The following is a 20,171-nucleotide window of genomic DNA, read 5'->3' as shown; positions in this document are numbered from 1 at the left end:
AAGGCTTCCTTTTTGATGAATTCAGGCGCTGACCCGCGCTTCACTGGCCAGCCGTGCAATGGCCATGTCCAGCTCGTCCAGCGCGGTCACGGCCTTGGCGTCGTCCTGCTTGAGCAGGGTTTCGGCGCGCTGGCAGGCGGCGCGCAGTTGCGGCACGCCACAGTAGCGGGTGGCGCCGTGCAGACGGTGGACGCGTTCGATCAGGGCCAGGTTGTCCTTGGCCTCACGGGCGACGTGAATGGCCTGGCGGTCGGCTTCCAGGGAGGCCAGCAGCATGGCCAGCATGTCGGCCGCCAGGTCCATCTTGCCGGCGGCCAGGCGCAGGCCTTCCTCGTGGTCCAGCACCGGCAATTGCACCCCGGGGCCCAGGCCTTCGACGGCGCGCTCCGGCACCTGGTTGCGCAGGGCCAGGCCGGTCCATTTCAGCACTACCTGGGCCAGTTGCCGTTCGCTGATGGGTTTGGTCAGGTAATCGTCCATACCGCTTTGCAGCAAGGCGCGCTTCTCGTTGGCCATGGCATGGGCGGTGAGGGCGACCACCGGCAAGGGCGTGCCATGGCGCTCGCTTTCCCACTGGCGGATCGCCTCGGTGCTCTGACGTCCGTCCATGCCCGGCATCTGCACGTCCATCAGCACCAGGTCGAAGGTGTCCTGTTTCACCGCGTCGACCGCCGCGTAGCCGCTTTCCACTGCACGGACCTGCGCGCCCATGTCTTCCAGCAGGGTCTGCACCAACAGCAGGTTTGCCGGGTTGTCGTCGACACACAGCACACGCGGCGCACGGCTGGACAACGGCTCGCCCGGTTCACTGCGGGACGGCCGCGGGCTGATCAGGTCGGACAGCGCACGGCGCAGCTTGCGGGTACACGCCGGCTTGGCCTGCAACTGGCTGTTGGGGTTGGGTACCGACTCGTTGAACAGCATCTGTTCGGTGGTGGGGCACAGCACCAGCACCTTGCAACCCAGGTGTTCGAGGTCCCACAGGTGCTGGTTGAGGCGCTCGGGCGGAATATCGTTGGCGGTCACGCCGAGTACCGCGAGGTCGATAGCCTGCTCGGTCTGGTGAGCGCTGGTGATGCCGTTGGTCAGGCTTTCCAGGGTATTGAACGGCGTTACTTCCAGGCCGCAGTCTTCCAATTGGTGCTGCAGGGCCTGGCGCGCCAGGTCGTGGTTTTCCAGTACCGCCACGCGATGGCCCAGCAACGGCGCGCAGGGCAGGTCTTCGACGTCGTCGCGGGTCTTGGGCAGGTTCAGGCTGATCCAGAATTCAGAACCTTCGCCCGGCGTGCTGTCGACGCCGATTTCACCGCCCATTTGTTCGATCAGGCGCTTGGAAATCACCAGGCCCAGCCCCGTACCGCCGGGCTGGCGCGACAGTGAATTGTCGGCCTGGCTGAACGCCTGGAACAACGCCCGCACGTCCTGGCTGGACAGGCCGATGCCGGTGTCCTGCACGCTGATGCGCAGTTGCACGCTGTCTTCCTGCTCGTCCTCGATCATCGCCCGGGCCACGATGGTGCCTTCGCGGGTGAACTTGATCGCATTGCTGATCAGGTTGGTGAGGATCTGCTTGAGCCGCAGCGGGTCGCCCACCAGCGCCAGCGGCGTGTCGCGGTACACCAGGCTGACCAGTTCCAGCTGCTTGGCATGGGCGGCGGGAGCGAGGATGGTGAGGGTGTCTTGCAGCAGATCCCGCAGGTTGAACGGGATACTGTCGAGCACCAGCTTGCCGGCCTCGATCTTCGAGAAATCGAGGATTTCGTTGATGATGCCCAGCAGGTTGTCGGCGGATTTTTCGATGGTGCCCAGGTAGTCCAACTGGCGCGGGGTCAGCTCGCTTTTTTGCAGCAGGTGGGTAAAGCCGAGTATGCCGTTGAGCGGCGTGCGGATTTCATGGCTCATGTTCGCCAGGAACTCGGACTTGATGCGGCTGGCCTCCAGGGCCTCCTTGCGCGCCAGGTCCAGCTCGATGTTCTGGATCTCGATGGTTTCCAGGTTCTGGCGCACGTCTTCGGTGGCCTGGTCGATGCTGTGCTGCAATTCTTCCCGGGCATTTTGCAGGGTTTCGGCCATGCGGTTGATGCCCGATGCGAGTTGATCCAGCTCCTGGCTGCCCAAGGGTGGCAGGCGGGTTTCCAGGTTGCCGTCCTTGAGTTGGGCCACCGCTTGCTTGATCAGGCCAATCGGCGCGTTGATCGTACGGCTGATGCGCAAGGCCAGGGCCGCAGTGCAGATCAGGCCGATGGCAATCAGCAGCAGGCTGGCGAACAGGCTGCGATAGCCGCGCAGCAACATGCCGTTGTGGGACAACTCCACCTCGACCCAGCCGAGCAGGCGATCGGCTTCATCGGGGATCAAATCGCCCGCCAGGTTGCGATGGCGACCAAACACCGGCAGCAGGTAGCGCGTGGCGTCGTTGCCGGTGCGTTGCAGCAGGTGGGAGCTGTTGCCGACCGGCGGCTGGTTGAGCATGGTCGGGCCGGCGTGGGCCAGGGGCGTGCGGTCCGGCGCCAGGAATGCCACGGTGCGCACGTCCGTCTGTTCCAGGGATTGGGTGGCGATACGCTCCAGCAGGTCGGTATTCCTGCTGCCCATGGCGGGGGCCACCAGGGGCGCCAGCTGCTCGGCGATCATTTCGCCGCGTTGCAGCAGTTGGGCCTGCAACTCCGAGAGCTGCATCCAGGTGAAGTACCCTCCCAACAACAGGGCCATCAGGCTGGTCGGTAATAAGGTCAGCAACAGTACGCGGCCTTTTATCCCCATTCGTTTAAGCACGCCACTCTCCTGCTACCACACTGATATCAATCTTCCGCGCCGGCATCCGGCCCGCGCCACCTGCGCAGTGTAGCCATTTGCGCGGCCTGGAATCTTGCAAATTAATGACAGACGGCAATCTTCGGGCCGTTGGGCACCGTGTGGCGATTGCCTGCGGCGGGGTTATCTTGAATAATCAGTGATTGAGAATGACTTGCAGACGCTAATGAATCCCGCGGCAGTTGGCCTACCCCGTATCCTCACAATTGAAGATGACCCCGTGCTGGGTGCCTATGTGCACGAGCATTTGGGGCGCTGTGGCTTCCAGGTCACCTGGTGCCAGAACGGTCAGCAGGGCCTGGAGATGGCGCGCGACCAGGCATTCGACGTGGTGTTGATGGATATTCTTCTGCCGGGCCTGGATGGCTTGTCGATCCTCACCCATTTGCGCCGGAGCCATTCGATTCCGGTGATCCTGATGTCGGCCCTGGGCGCTGAAACCGATCGCGTCAGCGGTTTTCGCCTGGGGGCCGATGATTACCTGCCCAAGCCCTTCAGCATGGTTGAGCTGCGCGTGCGTATCGAAGCCATCCTGCGTCGGGTGGCCCTGGATCGGCGCCCGTTGCCGACGCTTGCGCCCGTGCGCGAGGACACCCGCACGCTGCGTTTCGATGATGAGCTGTGCGATGTTTTTCATCAGGAGCGCTGGGCGGGCCTGACCCGTAGCGAATACCGCCTGCTGGAAACCCTGCATCGCAACGCTGAAGAAGTCCTCAGCAAAGCCTTCCTCTACCAGCACGTGTTGCAACGGGGTTATGCGCCCCATGATCGCAGCCTCGACATGCATATCAGCCAGATCCGCCGCAAGCTCAAGGCCATCGGCTACACCGAGCGTGAGGTGCGCACGGTGTGGGGCAAGGGCTATGTGCTGAGCGGTCACGACCATGGGCTTTGAGGCATCGCTGAAACGGCTGCCGGGCAGGCACTCGTTATTCTGGAAGCTCGCCTGCCTGCTGATCGCCTTCTGTTTGCTGATGATCTGGCTCAGTTGGTCCTGGGGTCGGTACATGGAGCAAAAGAACGCCTACCTGTCCGATGAGGCCAGGAGCACCTTGAGTGGTTATGCGGCAGGCGCCGAGCAGGCCTGGAACCAGGGCGGCAATGCCGGCGTCGATGCGTGGCTGCAGGCAATGGGCAAGCGCGAAAGCACGTGGGTCGGGGTGATCGGCAATGACTTGCAGTCGTTGAGCAGCTACCCGCTGACCGATACGGAAAGCCAGCGCCTGACCTTCCTGCGGGGCCTGGACTGGCCGGTCAGTCGCCACGTCAAGGGGTTGCCGTGGTTGAAGATCCCGTTTGCGGTGGATCCGGGCGCCGGTTCGCTGGTGATTGAACTGCCGCAGCGCTTTATGCCGGGGCGCTACCAACTGTTCTGGCGGGTGCTGACCAACGGCGTGATTCCCGGCCTTTTTACCTTGTTGCTGTGCATCGGCCTCTATCGGTTGCTGATCATGCCCCTCAATCAACTGCGCGAGCAGGCCAACGCATGGCGTGCCGATCAGTTGAATACGCGGATGTCCCACGACGCCACCAGCCGCCAGGACGAATTGGGCGAGCTGGGGCGCGCGTTTGATCATATGTCCGAGCGCTTGCAGGGTACGGTGATGCTGCAACAGCAGCTGTTAAGGGACATGTCCCATGAACTGCGCACGCCCTTGAGCCGTTTGCGGGTGGCCTGTGACAGTGAGCAGGATCTTGCGCGCCTGCGTGAGCGGCTGGGGCGGGAGATCGACGCCATGCAGCGCCTGGTGGAAGACAGTCTGCAACTGGCCTGGCTGGATACCGAGCGGGCGCCGCTGCCCAAAGAAGATATTCAGGTGCAGGCGCTGTGGGACATGCTGCGCGAGAACGCGTGCTTTGAAAGCGGTTGGCCGGCATCGCGGCTGCCCTGCTTTCTGGGCGCCGACAGTTGGGTGCGGGGCAACCTGAATGCCCTGGCCCAGGCCCTGGAGAATATCCTGCGCAACGCCATACGCCATTCCCCGGCGCAGGGGGTCGTGTGCCTGGATGGATGCCGCGAAGGGGAGTATTGGCACCTTTGGTTGGAAGACCAGGGCGGGGGAATCGATGAGCAGGATCTGGAGCGAATCTTTGCGCCGTTTACGCGGCTGGACGGTTCGAGGCCCGGCGATGGTGGCTTCGGGCTGGGCCTGAGCATCGCGCGCAATGCCGTGCAACGCCAGGACGGCAGCCTGTGGGCGGAAAATACCGGCCAGGGCCTGCGTGTGCACCTGCGGTTGCCGGCGCGATAGGTCTCAGCCTCGGCGCTGCCTGCGCTTTTTCCATTGGTGCGCGACCCACCAGCGCCAGTACCCCATGGTCAGGCAGTAGGCCAGTGCGCCCAGCACCAGCCCCAACACCACCGAACCCAGCAGGAAGGGCTGCCACAGGGTGCTCAACTGGCCGCTGATCCATTCCCAGGTCAGGTCGTCGGGCAGGCTGCGCGGTGGCACATTCATCAGCCAGGCGCCGGTCATGTAGGTGCAGATGAACACCACCGGCATGGTGATCGGGTTGGTCAGCCATACCAGGCTGATGGCGATGGGCATATTGCCGCGCACGGTGATCGCCAGCACTGCCGCCAGCAGCATCTGCAACGGGATCGGGATAAACGCCGCGAACAAACCCACGGCCATGGCGCGTGCCACGGAGTGCCGGTTCAGGTGCCAGAGGTTCGGGTCGTGCAGCAACGTGCCAAGAAACTGTAATGACTTGTGTTCCCTGATACTGGTGGGGTCGGGCATGTACCGTTTGAATAAGCGCCGAGGCATAGGGGGTCCAGGTCAGTTCGAGGGGCAAGTATGCCCGCATTCTATAAACAGAAAATTCAGACTTTGTGACAAAACATCATAGGACACGCTGGGCCCTCGTCTAAGACTGAGTGGATCACTTGAAAAGGAGGGTTCATGAAGACAGGGATGTTCGCGCTCGCGCTGGGGTTGCTTGCCTTGCGCTTTCTACCGGCGTTGCCGTCGACGGGGTGGCTGATAGCCATGTTGGTGCTGGCATTGATGCTATTGCCTTTTCGTACGTCGCCACTGGCATTTTTCCTGCTGGGCTTGAGCTGGGCCTGCATCAGCGCGCAGTGGGCGCTGGATGATCGACTACGGCCGGTGCTGGATGGCCAGACGCGATGGCTGGAAGGCCGTGTAACCGGGTTGCCGCAGCAGACAGGGAAGGGCGTGCGTTTTGAGCTGGCCGACAGCCAGGCGCGCAACGCCCGGTTGCCCAAGCGCATCCGGGTGTTTTGGCACGGCGGGCCGCCGATACGCAGCGGCGAGCGCTGGCGTCTGGCCGTAACGCTGAAACGGCCTGCCGGGCTGCTCAATTTTCACGGTTTCGATCAGGAGGCCTGGCTGCTGGCCCAGCGCATTGGCGCCACCGGCTCGGTGAAGGATGGTGAGCGCCTGGCGCCGGCGCGTCATGCCTGGCGTGACACGGTCCGCCAACGCCTGATGGCGGTGGACGCCCAAGGCCGCGAGGCGGGCCTGGCGGCTTTGGTGCTGGGGGATGGCTCCGGGCTGGCGGCCGAAGACTGGCAGGTGTTGCAGGACACTGGCACGGTGCACCTGCTGGTGATTTCCGGCCAGCACATTGGCTTGCTGGCGGGGTTGATCTACGGCTTGGTCGCGCTACTTGCACGCTACGGCTGCTGGCCCCGTACCTGGCCGTGGCTGCCTTGGGCGTGCGGCCTGGCGTTTGCCGCCGCGCTGGGGTACGGCCTGCTGGCAGGGTTTGGCGTGCCGGTGCAACGGGCCTGCGCCATGGTGGGGCTGGTGTTGTTGTGGCGCCTGCGCTTTCGTCATCTGGGCTTCTGGTGGCCGTTGTTGCTGGCACTCAATGGCGTGCTGATCCTGGAGCCACTGGCCAGCCTGCAACCCGGATTCTGGCTGTCCTTCATGGCTGTCGCGGTGCTGGTCCTGGGATTTGGTGGGCGCTTGGGGCCGTGGAGTGTCTGGCAGGCATGGACACGCCCCCAGTGCTTGATTGCCGTTGGTCTGTTTCCTGTGTTGCTGGTGCTCGGCTTGCCCGTCAGCGTCAGTGCGCCGCTGGCCAACCTGGTTGCCGTGCCGTGGATCAGCCTGGTGGTGTTGCCCCTGGCCTTGCTGGGGAGCGCATTGTTGCCGCTGCCGTATGCGGGTGAGGGCTTGTTGTGGCTGGCGGGTGGGGCGCTTGACGGGTTGTTCCGGAGCTTGGCATGGCTCGCTGGGCTAATGCCTGCCTGGATACCGGCCGAGGTGCCCCTGGGTTACTGGCTGATCAGCCTGGTCGGCGCGGTGCTGTTACTGCTGCCCAGCGGCGTGCCGTTTCGGCCCCTGGGCTTGCCGCTGCTGTTGTTGGCCGTGTTTCCACCCCGCGAGCTCGTGCCCCATGGGCGGGTGGAGGTGGTGCAACTGGATGTCGGGCAAGGTCAGGCCTTGATCCTGCGTACCCGCCATCACACGTTGCTCTACGATGCCGGCCCGCGTTCGGGGACGGTTGACCTTGGTGCCCGTGTGGTAGTGCCTGCGTTGAAAAAACTCGGCGTCGGGACGCTGGATATGATGCTGCTGAGCCACGCCGACGCCGATCATGCCGGTGGGGCGTCGGCTGTGGCCCGAGGGTTGCCGATCCGGCGTGTCGTGGGCGGTGAAACCGAGGGGTTGCCCGGGTTTCTCGCCACCCAGCCCTGTGTCAGCGGCGAACGGTGGGAGTGGGACGGTGTGGCATTCGAGCTGTGGCAGTGGCCTGATGCGATTGATGGCAATCCCAAGTCCTGTGTTCTGCAGGTCCAGGCCAATGGTGAGCGGCTGCTGCTCACGGGGGATATTGATCGGGCTGCCGAGCGAGCATTTCTCGCGTCTTCGCTGGCAGTGCGCACCGATTGGCTGCAATCGCCTCACCATGGCAGCCGCAGTTCGTCGTCGTGGCCTTTTCTACAGCGGCTGGCGCCCACGTCGGTGCTGATTTCCCGTGGGCGTGGCAATGCGTTCGGCCATCCTCACCCGCAGGTAGTAGAGCGCTACCAGCGACTGGGCAGCCAGATATACGACAGTGCCGAGCAGGGCGCGGTGCGTGTGCAATTAGGGGCTTTCCAGCCACCGACTGTTGCGCGTAGTCAACGCCGTTTTTGGCGCGAAACGTTACCCTGAGCCGGCCATGCCAAAGACCGGCGCCTGGGACAGACGGGTCCATGGCCGACGAACCCCGCCGCCGAACCTATATGGTAAAGTGGCGCACTTTTTCGAGGGGACATTCACTGTGTGGGAATTGGTCAAATCTGGCGGCTGGATGATGTTGCCCATCATCCTGAGCTCCATCGCCGCACTCGGCATCGTTGCCGAACGTTTGTGGACCCTGCGCGCCAGTCGCGTCACCCCCGAGCATCTGCTGGGGCAGGTCTGGAGCTGGATCAAGAACAAGCAACTGGACAAGGACAAACTCAAGGAACTGCGCGCCAACTCGCCCCTGGGTGAGATCCTCGCCGCCGGCCTGGCCAATTCCAAGCATGGTCGCGAGATCATGAAAGAATGCATCGAAGAGGCCGCCGCCCGGGTTATCCATGAACTTGAGCGCTATATCAACGCCCTCGGCACCATCGCAGCCATGGCGCCGTTGCTCGGCTTGCTGGGGACGGTACTGGGCATGATCGATATTTTCAGCTCGTTCATGGGCTCGGGCATGACCACCAACGCGGCCGTGCTGGCCGGCGGTATCTCCAAGGCCCTGATTACCACGGCGGCGGGCCTGATGGTCGGTATTCCTTCGGTGTTCTTCCACCGTTTCCTGCAGCGGCGCATCGATGAACTGGTGGTCGGTATGGAGCAGGAAGCCATCAAGCTGGTGGAAGTGGTGCAGGGCGACCGTGATGTGGACCTGGTTGGGGGCAAAGCGTGAAATTTCGCCGCAAGCAACGGGAAAATGTCGACATCAACCTCGCGTCGTTGATCGACGTGGTGTTTATCCTGCTGCTGTTTTTTGTCGTCACCACCACCTTCACCCGGCAGACCGAACTGCGCGTCGACCTGCCGGAAGCCGTGAGTGGTTCGCCGGCCGAAGACCAGGAAGTCAAGCAACTGGACATCGCCATCAGCGCCGACGGGGCGTTTTCGGTGAATAACCAGGTGCTGGAGAAAAACGACCTCGCCAGCCTCATGGCGGCCCTGGAGAAAGAGTCCGGCGGCGATACCAAGATGCCGTTGTCCATCAGTGCCGATGGCAAGACCCAGCACCAGGCCGTGATCACGGCGATGGACGCCGCCGGCAAGCTCGGTTTCAGCCATCTGCGCATGAGCACTGTCGAGGCGGCGAGCCAACCCTGATGGCCATGTCCGATCGTTTGCTCAAGGCCTGGTACGAGGGCCATCCGGCGCTGGCGTTGTTGCGGCCACTGGAGTCTTTGTATCGCCGGGTGGTGCAGCGCAAGCGCGCGCGGTTCCTGGCGGGAGAGGGCGAGATCTATCAATCGCCGGTGCCGGTGGTGGTGGTCGGTAATATCACCGTGGGCGGCACCGGCAAGACGCCGTTGATCCTGTGGTTGATCGAACACTGTCGGCGCAGTGGCCTGCGGGTGGGTGTGGTCAGTCGCGGCTATGGCGCCAAGCCGCCGCAGTTGCCATGGCGCGTCGAGGCGAGCCACAGCGCCACTGTGGCGGGCGACGAGCCTTTGCTGATCGTGCAGCGCTGCGGCGTGCCGCTGATGATCGATCCCGATCGCAGTCGTGCGGTGCAGGCCCTGCTTGCCAGCGAGACCCTCGACCTGATCCTCTCCGACGACGGGCTGCAACACTACCGCCTGGCCCGTGACCTGGAACTGGTGCTGATCGACGCCGCCCGGGGCCTGGGCAATCGCCGTTGCCTGCCGGCGGGGCCATTGCGCGAACCGGTTGAGCGTTTGCACAGTGTGGATGCATTGCTCTACAACGGTGCCGGCTCGGATCGCGACGATGGCTTTGGGTTTCGCCTGCAACCCACCGCACTGGTCAACCTGCACAGCGGCGAGCGCCAGTCGCTGGCTTACTTTCCTGAGGGGCAGCAGGTACATGCGGTTGCCGGTATCGGCAACCCGCAACGTTTCTTCAACACCCTCGAAACGCTACACTGGCAGCCGATTCCCCATGCTTTCGCCGACCATGCGCCCTACAGTGCCGAGGTCTTGAGTTTTACCCCGTCATTGCCACTGGTCATGACCGAGAAGGACGCGGTGAAGTGCCGCGCCTTTGCCCAGCCCGACTGGTGGTACCTTGCGGTGGATGCGGTGCCGTCGCCGGCGTTCGTCGCCTGGTTCGACACGCAGCTGATGCGTCTGCTGCCCGCCCGTCTTTTGCCTTAAACGCTGCTATCCAGGAAACACTCATGGACACCAAACTGCTCGACATCCTCGCTTGCCCGATCTGCAAAGGCCCGCTCAAGCTCAGCGCCGATAAAACCGAGCTGATCAGCAAGGGCGCCGGCCTGGCGTACCCGATCCGTGATGGCATCCCGGTGATGCTGGAAAGCGAAGCCCGCACCCTGACCACCGACGAGCGCCTGGATAAATGACCACAGCCTTTACCGTTGTCATTCCTTCCCGCTACGCCTCGACACGCCTGCCGGGCAAGCCACTGCAACTGATCGGCAGCAAGCCGATGATCCAGCTGGTGTGGGAGCAGGCCTGCAAAAGCAGCGCTGAGCGTGTCGTGGTGGCCACTGATGACCCGCGCATCATCGAAGCCTGCAAAGGGTTCGGCGCCGAAGCGGTGCTGACCCGTGAAGATCACAACTCCGGCACCGATCGCCTGGCCGAAGTGGCCACGCAGTTGGGCCTGGCGCCCGACGCCATCGTCGTCAATGTGCAAGGTGACGAGCCGTTGATCCCGCCGGGCGTGATCGACCAGGTGGCCGCCAACCTGGCCGCCCATGGTGAAGCGCGTATGGCGACCCTGGCCGAGCCGATTGAAGACATCGACACCCTGTTCAACCCGAACGTGGTCAAGGTGGTCAGTGATGTCAACGGCCTGGCGCTGACTTTCAGCCGTTCGACCTTGCCCTGGGCGCGTGATGCCTTCGCCAGGAACCCTGACCTGTTGCCGCAAGGCGTGCCGTACCGTCGCCATATCGGCATCTACGCCTACCGTGCCGGTTTCCTGCATGACTTCGTCAGTTGGGGGCCTTGCTGGTTGGAAAACACCGAATCCCTGGAGCAGCTCCGAGCCCTCTGGCACGGTGTACGTATCCACGTGGGGGACGCCTTGGAAGCACCGCCTGCGGGTGTCGATACCCCGGAAGACCTTGAGCGCGTCCGTCGCCTGCTGGGGGCCTGATGGAGGTTCTGTTTGTCTGCCTGGGCAATATCTGCCGCTCGCCCACCGCCGAGGGCGTACTGCGCCATAAATTGCGCGAAGCCGGGCTGGCGGGGCAGGTCGATGTTGCGTCCGCCGGCACCGGCGAATGGCATGTCGGCAACCCGCCGGACCCGCGCAGCCAACGTGCGGCGCTGGTGCGCGGCTACGATTTGTCGGCCCAGCGGGCCCGGCAGGTCTCCCGCGCCGACTTTGCGCGCTACGACCTGATCCTGGCCATGGACCACAGCAACCTGCGCAACCTCAAGGCCATGCAGCCCGGCCAGGGCAAGGCGGAGCTGGACCTGTTCCTGCGCCGCTATGAGGCTGAAGTGGACGAGGTGCCGGATCCCTACTACGAAGGTGAACAAGGCTTCGAACGGGTCCTGGACCTGATCGAGCGGGCGTGCGATTTACTGGTGATCGAATTGAAGGGACGGTTATGACCTTGCAAGTGCGGACGCAGGTGTCGCTCAAGCCATTCAATAGCTTTGGCATTGATGTGCGTGCCCAACTCTTCGCCGAGGCCCGCAGTGACGCCGATGTGCGCGAGGCACTGGCCTATGCGTCGACCCAGGCGTTGCCCTTGCTGGTGATTGGCGGTGGCAGCAACTTGCTGCTGACCCAGGACATTCCTGCTCTGGTGTTGCGTATGGCCACCCAGGGCATTCGGGTGCTTCAGGATGATGGCATGCAGGTGGTGGTCGAAGCCGAAGCCGGCGAAGCCTGGCACCCGTTTGTACTGTGGACCCTGGAGCAGGGCTTCTGCGGCCTGGAAAACCTCAGCCTGATCCCCGGCACCGTCGGTGCTGCCCCCATGCAGAACATCGGTGCCTACGGCGTGGAGATCAAGGACGTCTTTGCCGGCTTGACCGCCCTCGATCGCCAGACGGGCGAGTTGCGTGACTTCAGCCTGGAAGAATGCAACTTTGCCTACCGCGACAGCCTGTTCAAGCACGAAACCGGGCGCTGGCTGATCCTGCGGGTACGCTTCGCCCTGAGTCGCGCCAGCCGCCTCAAGCTCGACTACGGCCCAGTGCAGCAGCGCCTGGCAGGGCAGGGGATCACCGAGGCGACACCGAGCGATGTCAGTCGCGCGATTTGCAGTATCCGTAGCGAAAAATTGCCCGACCCGGCAGTGCTTGGCAATGCCGGCAGCTTCTTCAAGAACCCGCTGGTGTCCAAGGCCCTGGCTGAAGAGTTACAGGCGCAGTATCCGGACCTGGTAGCTTACCCGCAGGCGGATGGGCAGATGAAGCTGGCCGCTGGCTGGCTGATCGACAAGGCCGGCTGGAAGGGCTTTCGTGACGGCGATGCCGGCGTGCATGTCCTGCAGGCGCTGGTGCTGGTCAACTATGGCGGCGCCACAGGGCACGATATTGCCAACCTGGCCCAGCGTATCCAGCGCGACATCGCCCAGCGTTTCAAGGTCGAGCTGGAAATGGAACCCAACCAGTACTAATGCAGTGAAAACAAAAATGCCCCGCATCTTTCGATACGGGGCATTTTTTATGCAACAAGTAAATCAGTCGTCGCGGCTCATGATGCCGAAGATCTGCAACAGGCTGATAAACAGGTTGTAGATCGACACATACAGGCTGACGGTCGCCATGATGTAGTTGCGCTCACCGCCGTGGATGATGGCGCTGGTCTGGAACAGGATGCACACGGAGGAGAACAGCACAAAACCCGCGCTGATCGCCAGTTGCAGGCCGCTGATCTGGAAGAACATGCCCGCCACCACCGCCGCCAGCAACACGAAGAAGCCCGCGGTGATGAAACCACCCAGGAAGCTCATGTCCTTGCGGGTGACCAGCACGTAGGCCGACAGACCACCAAACACCAGGGCGGTCATGGCAAACGCCGAGCTGACCACTTCCGCACCACCGGCCATGCCGAGGTAACGGTTGAGGATCGGGCCGAGGATAAAGCCCATGAAACCGGTCAAGGCAAACGCCGACACCAGGCCCCAGGCCGAGTCACGCAGCTTGTTGGTCAGGAAGAACAGGCCATAGAAACCGATCAGTACGACAAAGATATTCGGGTAGCCGACGTGCATCTGCTGGGCCACGAACGCCATTAAGCCGCTGAATGCGAGGGTAAGGGCGAGCAGTCCATAGGTGTTGCGCAACACGCGGCTGACTTCAAGCTGCTCAGCCTGCGCGTTACCATTCACTGCGTAATTCTGTTCGCGCATGGCGACACTCCTTCGGTTTTGAAACGTTCAGTCGCAAAGATCATAACAGACGCTCTGTAACAAGCGATGGCGAGAGTTTGACAGTGTGTTTCATTCGGGTATTATGGCGCCCGCTGAGACAGGATGGGCTATCCTAATCCTGTGATGCACAAGGGAAATTGGCAGAGTGGTTGAATGCACCGGTCTTGAAAACCGGCGAACGTTAATAGCGTTCCCAGGGTTCTTATCTAAGGCTATCTCCAGTTGCACCTTGTTGTACCGCTTCATTGCTTCATCGGAATAAACGGGAAATTGGCAGAGTGGTTGAATGCACCGGTCTTGAAAACCGGCGAACGTTAATAGCGTTCCCAGGGTTCGAATCCCTGGTTTCCCGCCGCGAACTCAACAAAATCAAGGGCTTAGATGAAAATCTAGGCCCTTTTTTTGTGTTTTTTCGGCCGAGAGATGGGGTAGGGCGTTCCACTCACTGGATAAAATGAGTGGTCTCTAAGAGTGCAACAATTCCAGTTGCACCTTATCAATCCTTTCAATTGACGCTTTGGGGGGGGTAACTACCTTTCACTTCTCTCTGTGCTTCCCCTAGACGCACGTCCAATAAATGAACGTGGTTCGCTGGTCGGGCGATTTGCCGCAATCCTAATATGAGCTAGAGCCCAGAGTCTGATGTGGCCAAAGGAGAGGGCATGTGCACATTGTGATGCCCCGTTGATGACTAGAAGAATGAAAAAGCTGCGGCGTAAGATGCTCGGTAGGGACATTTTCAGATTGGCGAACTGATTGGCTTCCTCCTTCGGCAAAATTACGTTCCGTGCAGAGTCTTCGTTCAGAGACCGATTTCCTCCGATTCCCGGCTCCTCCTCCCCGCACGATGTCGCTGGATTTTTGGTAGCGAGAAGCCGCCGATGTGGCGCCAGCTTGAATCCATTTCTTGTCTTAAAAAGCTTCCGTTCCCTTAGCAGCGGTAAACGAGATGGGATGTGCGTCATAGGAGAGCCCGAGCTGACAAAGCATTCGCTTGGACGCAGAGCCACCTGTTTCGTCCGTCACTGTTAATTGCGACGATATGGCTAGCCCTCTATTGGGAGCGGTGTCACGCAATCAGAGCTGCCCTCATTGAGCGTTTAAAAAACGGTATGCTGCGAGCATACTGTAAGATGCAACTAATTTATTGCATCTTATTGCGTTGATCATTTTGATGTGAAAGGATGCGCCCGAAATTTGGAGCCAGTCATGCTCTGAAGAACTATATAAGGGCGCATGTCAGGTTATGAAACACGTAGAACTGTATGAAACCACCCGTAACGGTATCCCTACTTTCCGGCTCCTCTGTCCGGATCAGGCGATGTCTGAATTTTTCGATAGCTGGGCTTATCAACTAGCCAAATTGAAGAAATTCAAAACCGTTAAGGCGTACTGCTATGCGGTTCAAAGCCTTCTTAACTTTATGCACCAAGTCAGCATCTATAACCATGGCCTTACCCCGACTCTTCTCAATGATGCTTTGGATAGCTATGAAAGTTATCTGGTCTTCGGAGAAGGTAGTGATGCACCGATCGCTCGTGAAGCCGCAAAGGCGCTGGGTTCCCCGAAAATTTCGGGGGCATCTGTCGGTGTGCATCTTGTTGCAGTAAACCGTTTCATCGCTGCTAGTGAGGCTATGCGAGACGGCTTGCTTCAAATGCAGCGCAGCGGTTATGTATCTGAAGCGGCGATCTCGATGATGCCCCTTACTATCTCTAAACACATTGATGCTCCTAAGGCTGTCAGTGCATCTATTAAAGCTAATAGTTGGTTAGCGGGTTGCCTTGCAGGCGGTGCGAAGCGAATCAAGATGCAAAATCTTGCACCCAAATCAAAGGCGTCAACTTTGGCGCGCACAGATGAGTTTGGGGGCGACGAGATAGCATTTCCTATTGATAAGTGCAAAGCTCTGATCGACTGTGCACTTTGTCTGAGAGACAAGGTGCTGTGGTCGCTAATCGCTGCATCTGGTTGTAGGATTTCAGAAGCCCTGACGGTACTGCTTGATGATATTGAAATCGACACTGAGCATCCGAATCTGAACAAGATATATATCGTAGATCCTGATACGCGTCGGGATGTGCTGATTGATTACATGTCTGAAGCAGATCTGAATAAGCTTAATCATAAAGGAAGGGACAAGCCCGGTACTTTCCTAATTGAGCCATTTGCCTCGATGTTTTGGTACAACCTTGGTCTCTACAACGAAGAGCAGCGTGCAAAGGAAAAAGAACGGCGCCGTCCAGTTCTGCATCGTTTTCTTTTTCGTAACCTCAAAAATGGCAATGCTATGCCTCTATCCTACCAAGCAGTTTGGGAACGATTCAGTAGAGCCGCAGCCAACTTGACGGGCACTAGCTATGGCTTCCATTCATTGCGCCATATGTACGCCTATTATCTTGTTAATCATTGTCCTAATCCAGCGGGTAAAAACAAGTTCGGGTTGGAGCTCAAAGTGGTGCAGACGTTGATGGGGCATAAGTCAATTAAATCTACGGAACGTTACGCGCGCAAGGATGCAAAAATGCTCGAAGCGACATTTGCCGCGATTAACATGCTTCGAATGTCTGCATCTAATTTCAGCGTAACTCAAGTGCAGATCGAACATCTGGAGAGTGAAATTGAGCAGTTGAAGCTTTTGATCTCTGTAGGGAGGCGGCATGATTAATTTGAATAAGAACAGCGCTATTTGGTTGGTTTCCGACGAGCAACTGAATGGCGAGTTTCGACAGGCCGTCTCGCTTGTACACCAAATTTACAGGAAAGTTCATGGTGTAAGCAGCACCACTTCCTTAGCTTATAAGGTTGAGGTGGTTTTGAATTGTGGCGTCGATATCAGTAGGTGGGGAAGACTAGAACTCGATGCTCTTTTGCAAGTGACATTTCGTGATAGTGAAGTCACGCTTAGCGATGTCGACCGCACGCTCGCAAATACACCACCCTCCTACGGCCCGGCACTGAGCCAATTTTTTCGTATGGTGTTCATTGCCCTTTGGGGGCGGAGAGTGCTGATTGCACCGTTGTCAATTCAGACAATCAATCATCAGATTGAGTGTTTTGATATGCTCTGTGAGAAGCTTGATGTTGAGTCGCTCACCTTGATTCGGGGCCTGCATCCTGAGTCAAAGATCGCGAGTATCTTCAAAAGAGGCGAATTCAATGACGGAAGTAGTCGAGTTAATTTTTGGCTGAGGTTGCTGCTGAGTACAAACTTTTATGGTGTGGATGATATCCAGTCGGAGGACTGTCAGAAGTTATTTGATAGTGCGAACGGTGTTGGCGTCTTGCCGCTTCGTAGGTATTACGTCAACGACTTCCTCCTGAGTGTTACTGCCGCGTGCGAAGAAAAAAAGGCGTTAGTAGAAGCGATCTTTGCCCAATACAAGATATCTAAGCTAGTAGCAAAGCCGGAGCGTGTTCGCTTGGGACGTCGCGTCTCGACTAAGGTGAAGGTAAAGACTGCAGCTGAAGAGTCGGTTTTGAGGTCGTTTGAAGTAGCGCAACAGTTAGCCTCTGGAAATCGTGATTTCGACTTCAAAGAAACGTTCAAAGCCCACTTCCCCTCACCTCGTATCAGAGAAATCTTCAGTTTAGGAGAGGAGGGCGCCCGGTTCCCTTTTTTTGAATGGTCGCATCCGCAAGTACAGGCGTTTGCGCTTCATATTGACGCCGTTTTCAGATCTTTTTTGAAGTCTAAGCGGTTGCAGAAGTCGGACGGCCACACGTTCATGCTTGGTATGCTTATGAGCTATTTGTTAGCCTACCTACCGAATTTCTTCATGCGCCGTGACGGGTCGCTTGAAAACTATCCCAGGACACTTAATGAATTTTCTTGTAGTCTGTATTTTACACGTGAATCAATTTTTTTAGACGGCGTTATCAAATATTTGCGGGTTCCGCCTCATACTTTTTTGACATATGTGGAGGCGTTCGCTAGAGCGCATGGTTGGACTAATGAAACTCACTATTCGCGAGTGTTGATTATGCAGCACTTCTGTGAGTATGTTGAAGATAATCGTCTTGCCTTGCCTGACGCTAACGAATCTAAGTGTACTTTCACAAGTTCTTGCTTTCCGTCGATTGAAAAGAAGTCGGGAACAGTGAAGCGCCCTATCCCACGCCCTTATTTCGCCACATTTCTCAGCATGCTCTATAGCCTTGAGTACCTGGCCGAGCATATCAATTTGATGCCATTCGTCGCAGGTCGGAAGGAAATGGACATCAATTACGGCGTAATGGATGGAAAGCTACTTCAGCCGTCTATGGCTGACCTTCTGCACTCCCATGCATGGGCGGGGTTGATTTCGCGGGAGGTTCAGGGCATGGAACAGGTCAACCAATCCCTGTTGAATTACACGCCTATTTTTTATCATGAGAAACAGATATATAGGTTTGATTTCTTACCCCGCTTTTATAAAATTGTTGACTTCGAAATTGGAGGGCGTGTGTTGCAACTCGTCTCTCCCAACGAGGTACGATTGACACAGCTTATGTGCGAGACGGGGCTTCGTCAGCACCACCTCGCGTGGCTTAACAAGGATAAATATGATTGTGTTCTGGATCGCTACTGGAAGAGTCCTTTAGCGCCGCTTTTCGTAAGTTCAGATAAGTCTCATGGTGAATGGACTGCCATTGTGTCCAGGCATGTTATCCATATCATGGATCGACAAAAGAAATGGTATGACTCGTGCAGTTCCGAGTCTTATAAGGAAGATCTCTGGTATGGTATGACAGAGGGTTCGAAATTTGGTCAATACAAACCTCTTTTTCGTAATTCAGGTACCACAGACAGTAACTGGAAAAATAACCGGCATTTTCCTATTTTTTTGATGATTCTTCAGTATTTCATCAAGATCATTATGGAAGATGACTCTGGTGAGGATTTGGTTTTCATTAAGACCGCACCGAATGAGAAAACGCCTATCGCAGGATACGACGATTTGTCTCTGAGTAAGGTTTCAGTGAGCTCACTCAGCAGTCCGCATACCCCTCACGGTTTGCGTGCTGGATTTGTGACTGAGGCGATGCGCTTCCTGCCACCTTCTATCATTGGTCAATTTATGACGGGGCAGACGGAAGAGCTGGTATGGTATTACACCATTTTCGATGATGAAAATATGCCCGACCACCAGAAGCTACTCGCTGACTATATGACCAAGAATATGGACAAGCTTCAAGGTGGTGAAGCGCCAGAACTTGCGCAGGCGGTTCTCAAGCTGAATGCAAGGTTGAAGGACAGCGTACATCAAGACCCAATTAAGGCTATTGAGACTCATGGTCTGATGAGCTTGACTGGTGTTAAGGAAGAGCAAAACGGCCTGGAGGTTTTGCGCGCCAAACGTTACACAACACTGGCATATAACAACTGTCATATCTGTCCTTTTAACAACCATTGTCCGAAAGAGGTTGTGGATCAACTCGGCGTGGGTAGACCGTGCGCACTTTGCCCCTACGCAATTCGAGGCGTTGATCATCTGGCAGCCGTGTGTGCGGAAAAAGATAAGTCTAAAGAAATGATGCGGGGTGTCTTGGACAAACTGAGGGAGTACCAGGCTCTGAAACCGTCCTCTCGGAATCACCAGGTGGAGGAGACGCTCAATAGTGAATACGACCGCCATGCTAGGGAGGCTTGTGCTCTTGAAGCAATTGAACAACAGCTCTACAAAATGGCTACTGATGGGGATGTCAAAAGCCTATTTCTCACGGATAAGAAAGGGTTGACCGCTCATTATAAGAAAATTCACCTTTCAGAAGGTGAGCACCTGCTGAAGCGTCTTATCGACGTTCAAAACTTTCCTGATGTTAACAGTGCGCGTCTTGATCAAAAATTTGCTTACATGCGTAGCATGATGCTTGTGCGGCAAGGTAAGTTTGAAGAACTGTTGCGTGTCGACCCCAGGCCTCCGAGCCATCAGCTATCCTCCCAGATTGCGAGCATGCTTACCGCCGGAGTGCTGAATGTGAGGGATGTGGTTAAAATTGGACACGCTGCTGCTAATCCGTCCTTGGAAGCTAAGCCTGTGCAATCCATGTCTGCTAAAATTGGGGTCATTCTACCGGAGGGGTAATCTCTTGGCATCGCGCGTTGATACATTTGAAGAACACAGGGAGGAGGCTAGGGCTGCTCGAATTGCACGTATCCAAAGTGCCTTGGATGTTTTGTCATCTGCTAACTATGAAAATATAACTAATTTGGCTAAAGCAGTTGCCAAAATCGTCGCCGAAATTGAGTTAAGGAACTATTTAGGCTTGCCAAGTGAGATCCAAGCTAAAGTCTTTAAACCTATCAGTCACATCACGCTGTTGAGAAATGATAAGTACCGGCAAATCCTTGAGCAGCATCTAGGTCAGAATGTGGAATCTTGCGTTCCAGTCTCGATAAGCTCCTCGGACTTCGAAGCGCTAAAAATACGAAATGCTAGTCTGGCGGGCCACATTGAACAGCTTAAACTGACGATCCGAAATCTTGATTCAGGCGACTCTGTATCGAGTCTAGATGGCGAAAAATTGCTAAAAGATAATGCTTGCTTATCAGACGATCTTAAGTTCGTTATTGGTATGCTTGATGACGTATTAAGTGGCGCAGGCGGGATGTTTGTTACGAAAATGCCAGGTGAGGAAGATAAAGATTTCACGGTTGCTGGCTTGCATGGGCCGATGGACTTGATTGCTACGTACGATGACCTATTGCGGCTTGAGGGCTTGCGTCAGAAACTGGATTTATAAAACTTTACCCTAGGAAAATATGGAGTAGCTCCGTATTTAAAATAAATCTTTTACGATTTAGCACATCTCAACTCAAAGCACTTTTTCTGGTTGATGGATAGCTATCTAATCTA

The 20,171-nt window shown here is 57.6% G+C and carries 16 protein-coding genes and 1 tRNA gene; 14 read left to right on the top strand and 3 right to left on the bottom strand.

Annotation, left to right across the window (positions count from 1 at the left end):
* Positions 1-21: 21 nt before the first annotated feature.
* Positions 22-2,775 (bottom strand): response regulator, encoded by a 2,754-nt coding sequence (locus BLQ09_RS14795; RefSeq protein ID WP_092357594.1) that lies wholly within the window; start codon positions 2,773-2,775, stop codon positions 22-24.
* 205 nt (positions 2,776-2,980) lie between these two features.
* Here BLQ09_RS14795 and BLQ09_RS14790 point away from each other — a divergent pair, with 205 nt between their 5' ends.
* Positions 2,981-3,709: a response regulator transcription factor gene (locus tag BLQ09_RS14790; protein ID WP_092357592.1), complete on the top strand. Its 729-nt coding sequence runs from the start codon at positions 2,981-2,983 to the stop codon at positions 3,707-3,709.
* Positions 3,699-5,066 (top strand): sensor histidine kinase, encoded by a 1,368-nt coding sequence (locus BLQ09_RS14785; protein WP_092357590.1) that lies wholly within the window; start codon positions 3,699-3,701, stop codon positions 5,064-5,066. Before BLQ09_RS14790 ends, BLQ09_RS14785 begins: the two co-directional genes overlap by 11 nt.
* Positions 5,067-5,069: 3 nt before the next feature.
* Here the strand turns inward: BLQ09_RS14785 and BLQ09_RS14780 are convergent, their stop codons facing one another.
* Entirely contained in the window at positions 5,070-5,585 is a 516-nt protein-coding gene (locus BLQ09_RS14780; RefSeq protein WP_065940048.1) for a DUF2062 domain-containing protein, read from the bottom strand.
* Positions 5,586-5,720: 135 nt separating this feature from the next.
* Between BLQ09_RS14780 and BLQ09_RS14775 the strand changes: the two genes are divergently transcribed.
* The 8 genes from BLQ09_RS14775 (at position 5,721) to murB (ending at position 12,576) form a co-directional block, all read left to right on the top strand.
* Positions 5,721-7,946, top strand: a complete 2,226-nt coding sequence (locus tag BLQ09_RS14775) for a ComEC/Rec2 family competence protein (RefSeq protein ID WP_256568792.1) — start codon at positions 5,721-5,723, stop codon at positions 7,944-7,946.
* Positions 7,947-8,055: 109 nt separating this feature from the next.
* Entirely contained in the window at positions 8,056-8,691 is a 636-nt protein-coding gene (locus tag BLQ09_RS14770; RefSeq protein WP_027607320.1) for a MotA/TolQ/ExbB proton channel family protein, read from the top strand.
* Positions 8,688-9,116, top strand: a complete 429-nt coding sequence (locus BLQ09_RS14765) for an ExbD/TolR family protein (RefSeq protein ID WP_027607319.1) — start codon at positions 8,688-8,690, stop codon at positions 9,114-9,116. Before BLQ09_RS14770 ends, BLQ09_RS14765 begins: the two co-directional genes overlap by 4 nt.
* Positions 9,116-10,126, top strand: coding sequence for a tetraacyldisaccharide 4'-kinase (gene lpxK, locus BLQ09_RS14760; RefSeq protein ID WP_074847165.1), 1,011 nt, complete (start codon positions 9,116-9,118; stop codon positions 10,124-10,126). The genes BLQ09_RS14765 and lpxK overlap by 1 nt, the downstream gene beginning before the upstream one ends.
* A gap of 23 nt (positions 10,127-10,149) precedes the next feature.
* Positions 10,150-10,335, top strand: a complete 186-nt coding sequence (locus BLQ09_RS14755) for a Trm112 family protein (RefSeq protein WP_003174668.1) — start codon at positions 10,150-10,152, stop codon at positions 10,333-10,335.
* Positions 10,332-11,096 (top strand): 3-deoxy-manno-octulosonate cytidylyltransferase, encoded by a 765-nt coding sequence (kdsB, locus tag BLQ09_RS14750; RefSeq protein ID WP_027607317.1) that lies wholly within the window; start codon positions 10,332-10,334, stop codon positions 11,094-11,096. Before BLQ09_RS14755 ends, kdsB begins: the two co-directional genes overlap by 4 nt.
* Positions 11,096-11,560 (top strand): low molecular weight protein-tyrosine-phosphatase, encoded by a 465-nt coding sequence (locus BLQ09_RS14745; RefSeq protein WP_027607316.1) that lies wholly within the window; start codon positions 11,096-11,098, stop codon positions 11,558-11,560. Before kdsB ends, BLQ09_RS14745 begins: the two co-directional genes overlap by 1 nt.
* Positions 11,557-12,576: a UDP-N-acetylmuramate dehydrogenase gene (gene murB / locus BLQ09_RS14740; RefSeq protein WP_027607315.1), complete on the top strand. Its 1,020-nt coding sequence runs from the start codon at positions 11,557-11,559 to the stop codon at positions 12,574-12,576. The genes BLQ09_RS14745 and murB overlap by 4 nt, the downstream gene beginning before the upstream one ends.
* Positions 12,577-12,639: 63 nt before the next feature.
* Here the strand turns inward: murB and BLQ09_RS14735 are convergent, their stop codons facing one another.
* Complete coding sequence (locus BLQ09_RS14735; protein WP_027607314.1) at positions 12,640-13,311, bottom strand: Bax inhibitor-1/YccA family protein; 672 nt, start codon at positions 13,309-13,311, stop codon at positions 12,640-12,642.
* Positions 13,312-13,596: 285 nt separating this feature from the next.
* On the opposite strand from BLQ09_RS14735, the gene BLQ09_RS14730 reads away from it, so the two are divergent.
* The 4 genes from BLQ09_RS14730 to BLQ09_RS14715 all read left to right on the top strand — a co-directional run bounded on the left by BLQ09_RS14730 (position 13,597) and on the right by BLQ09_RS14715 (position 20,058).
* A tRNA-Ser gene (locus BLQ09_RS14730) sits at positions 13,597-13,684 on the top strand.
* 969 nt (positions 13,685-14,653) lie between these two features.
* Positions 14,654-16,000, top strand: coding sequence for a tyrosine-type recombinase/integrase (locus BLQ09_RS14725; RefSeq protein WP_256568791.1), 1,347 nt, complete (start codon positions 14,654-14,656; stop codon positions 15,998-16,000).
* Positions 15,993-19,400 (top strand): hypothetical protein, encoded by a 3,408-nt coding sequence (locus tag BLQ09_RS14720; protein WP_092357586.1) that lies wholly within the window; start codon positions 15,993-15,995, stop codon positions 19,398-19,400. The genes BLQ09_RS14725 and BLQ09_RS14720 overlap by 8 nt, the downstream gene beginning before the upstream one ends.
* 4 nt (positions 19,401-19,404) lie before the next feature.
* Positions 19,405-20,058, top strand: a complete 654-nt coding sequence (locus tag BLQ09_RS14715; RefSeq protein WP_139202116.1) for a hypothetical protein — start codon at positions 19,405-19,407, stop codon at positions 20,056-20,058.
* Positions 20,059-20,171 lie beyond the last annotated feature (113 nt).

The organism is Pseudomonas sp. NFACC25 (assembly GCF_900100935.1).
GTDB lineage: Bacteria > Pseudomonadota > Gammaproteobacteria > Pseudomonadales > Pseudomonadaceae > Aquipseudomonas > Aquipseudomonas marginalis.
Note: the sequence above shows the minus strand (reverse complement) of the source record. Positions and strands in the feature narration are given on the sequence as shown.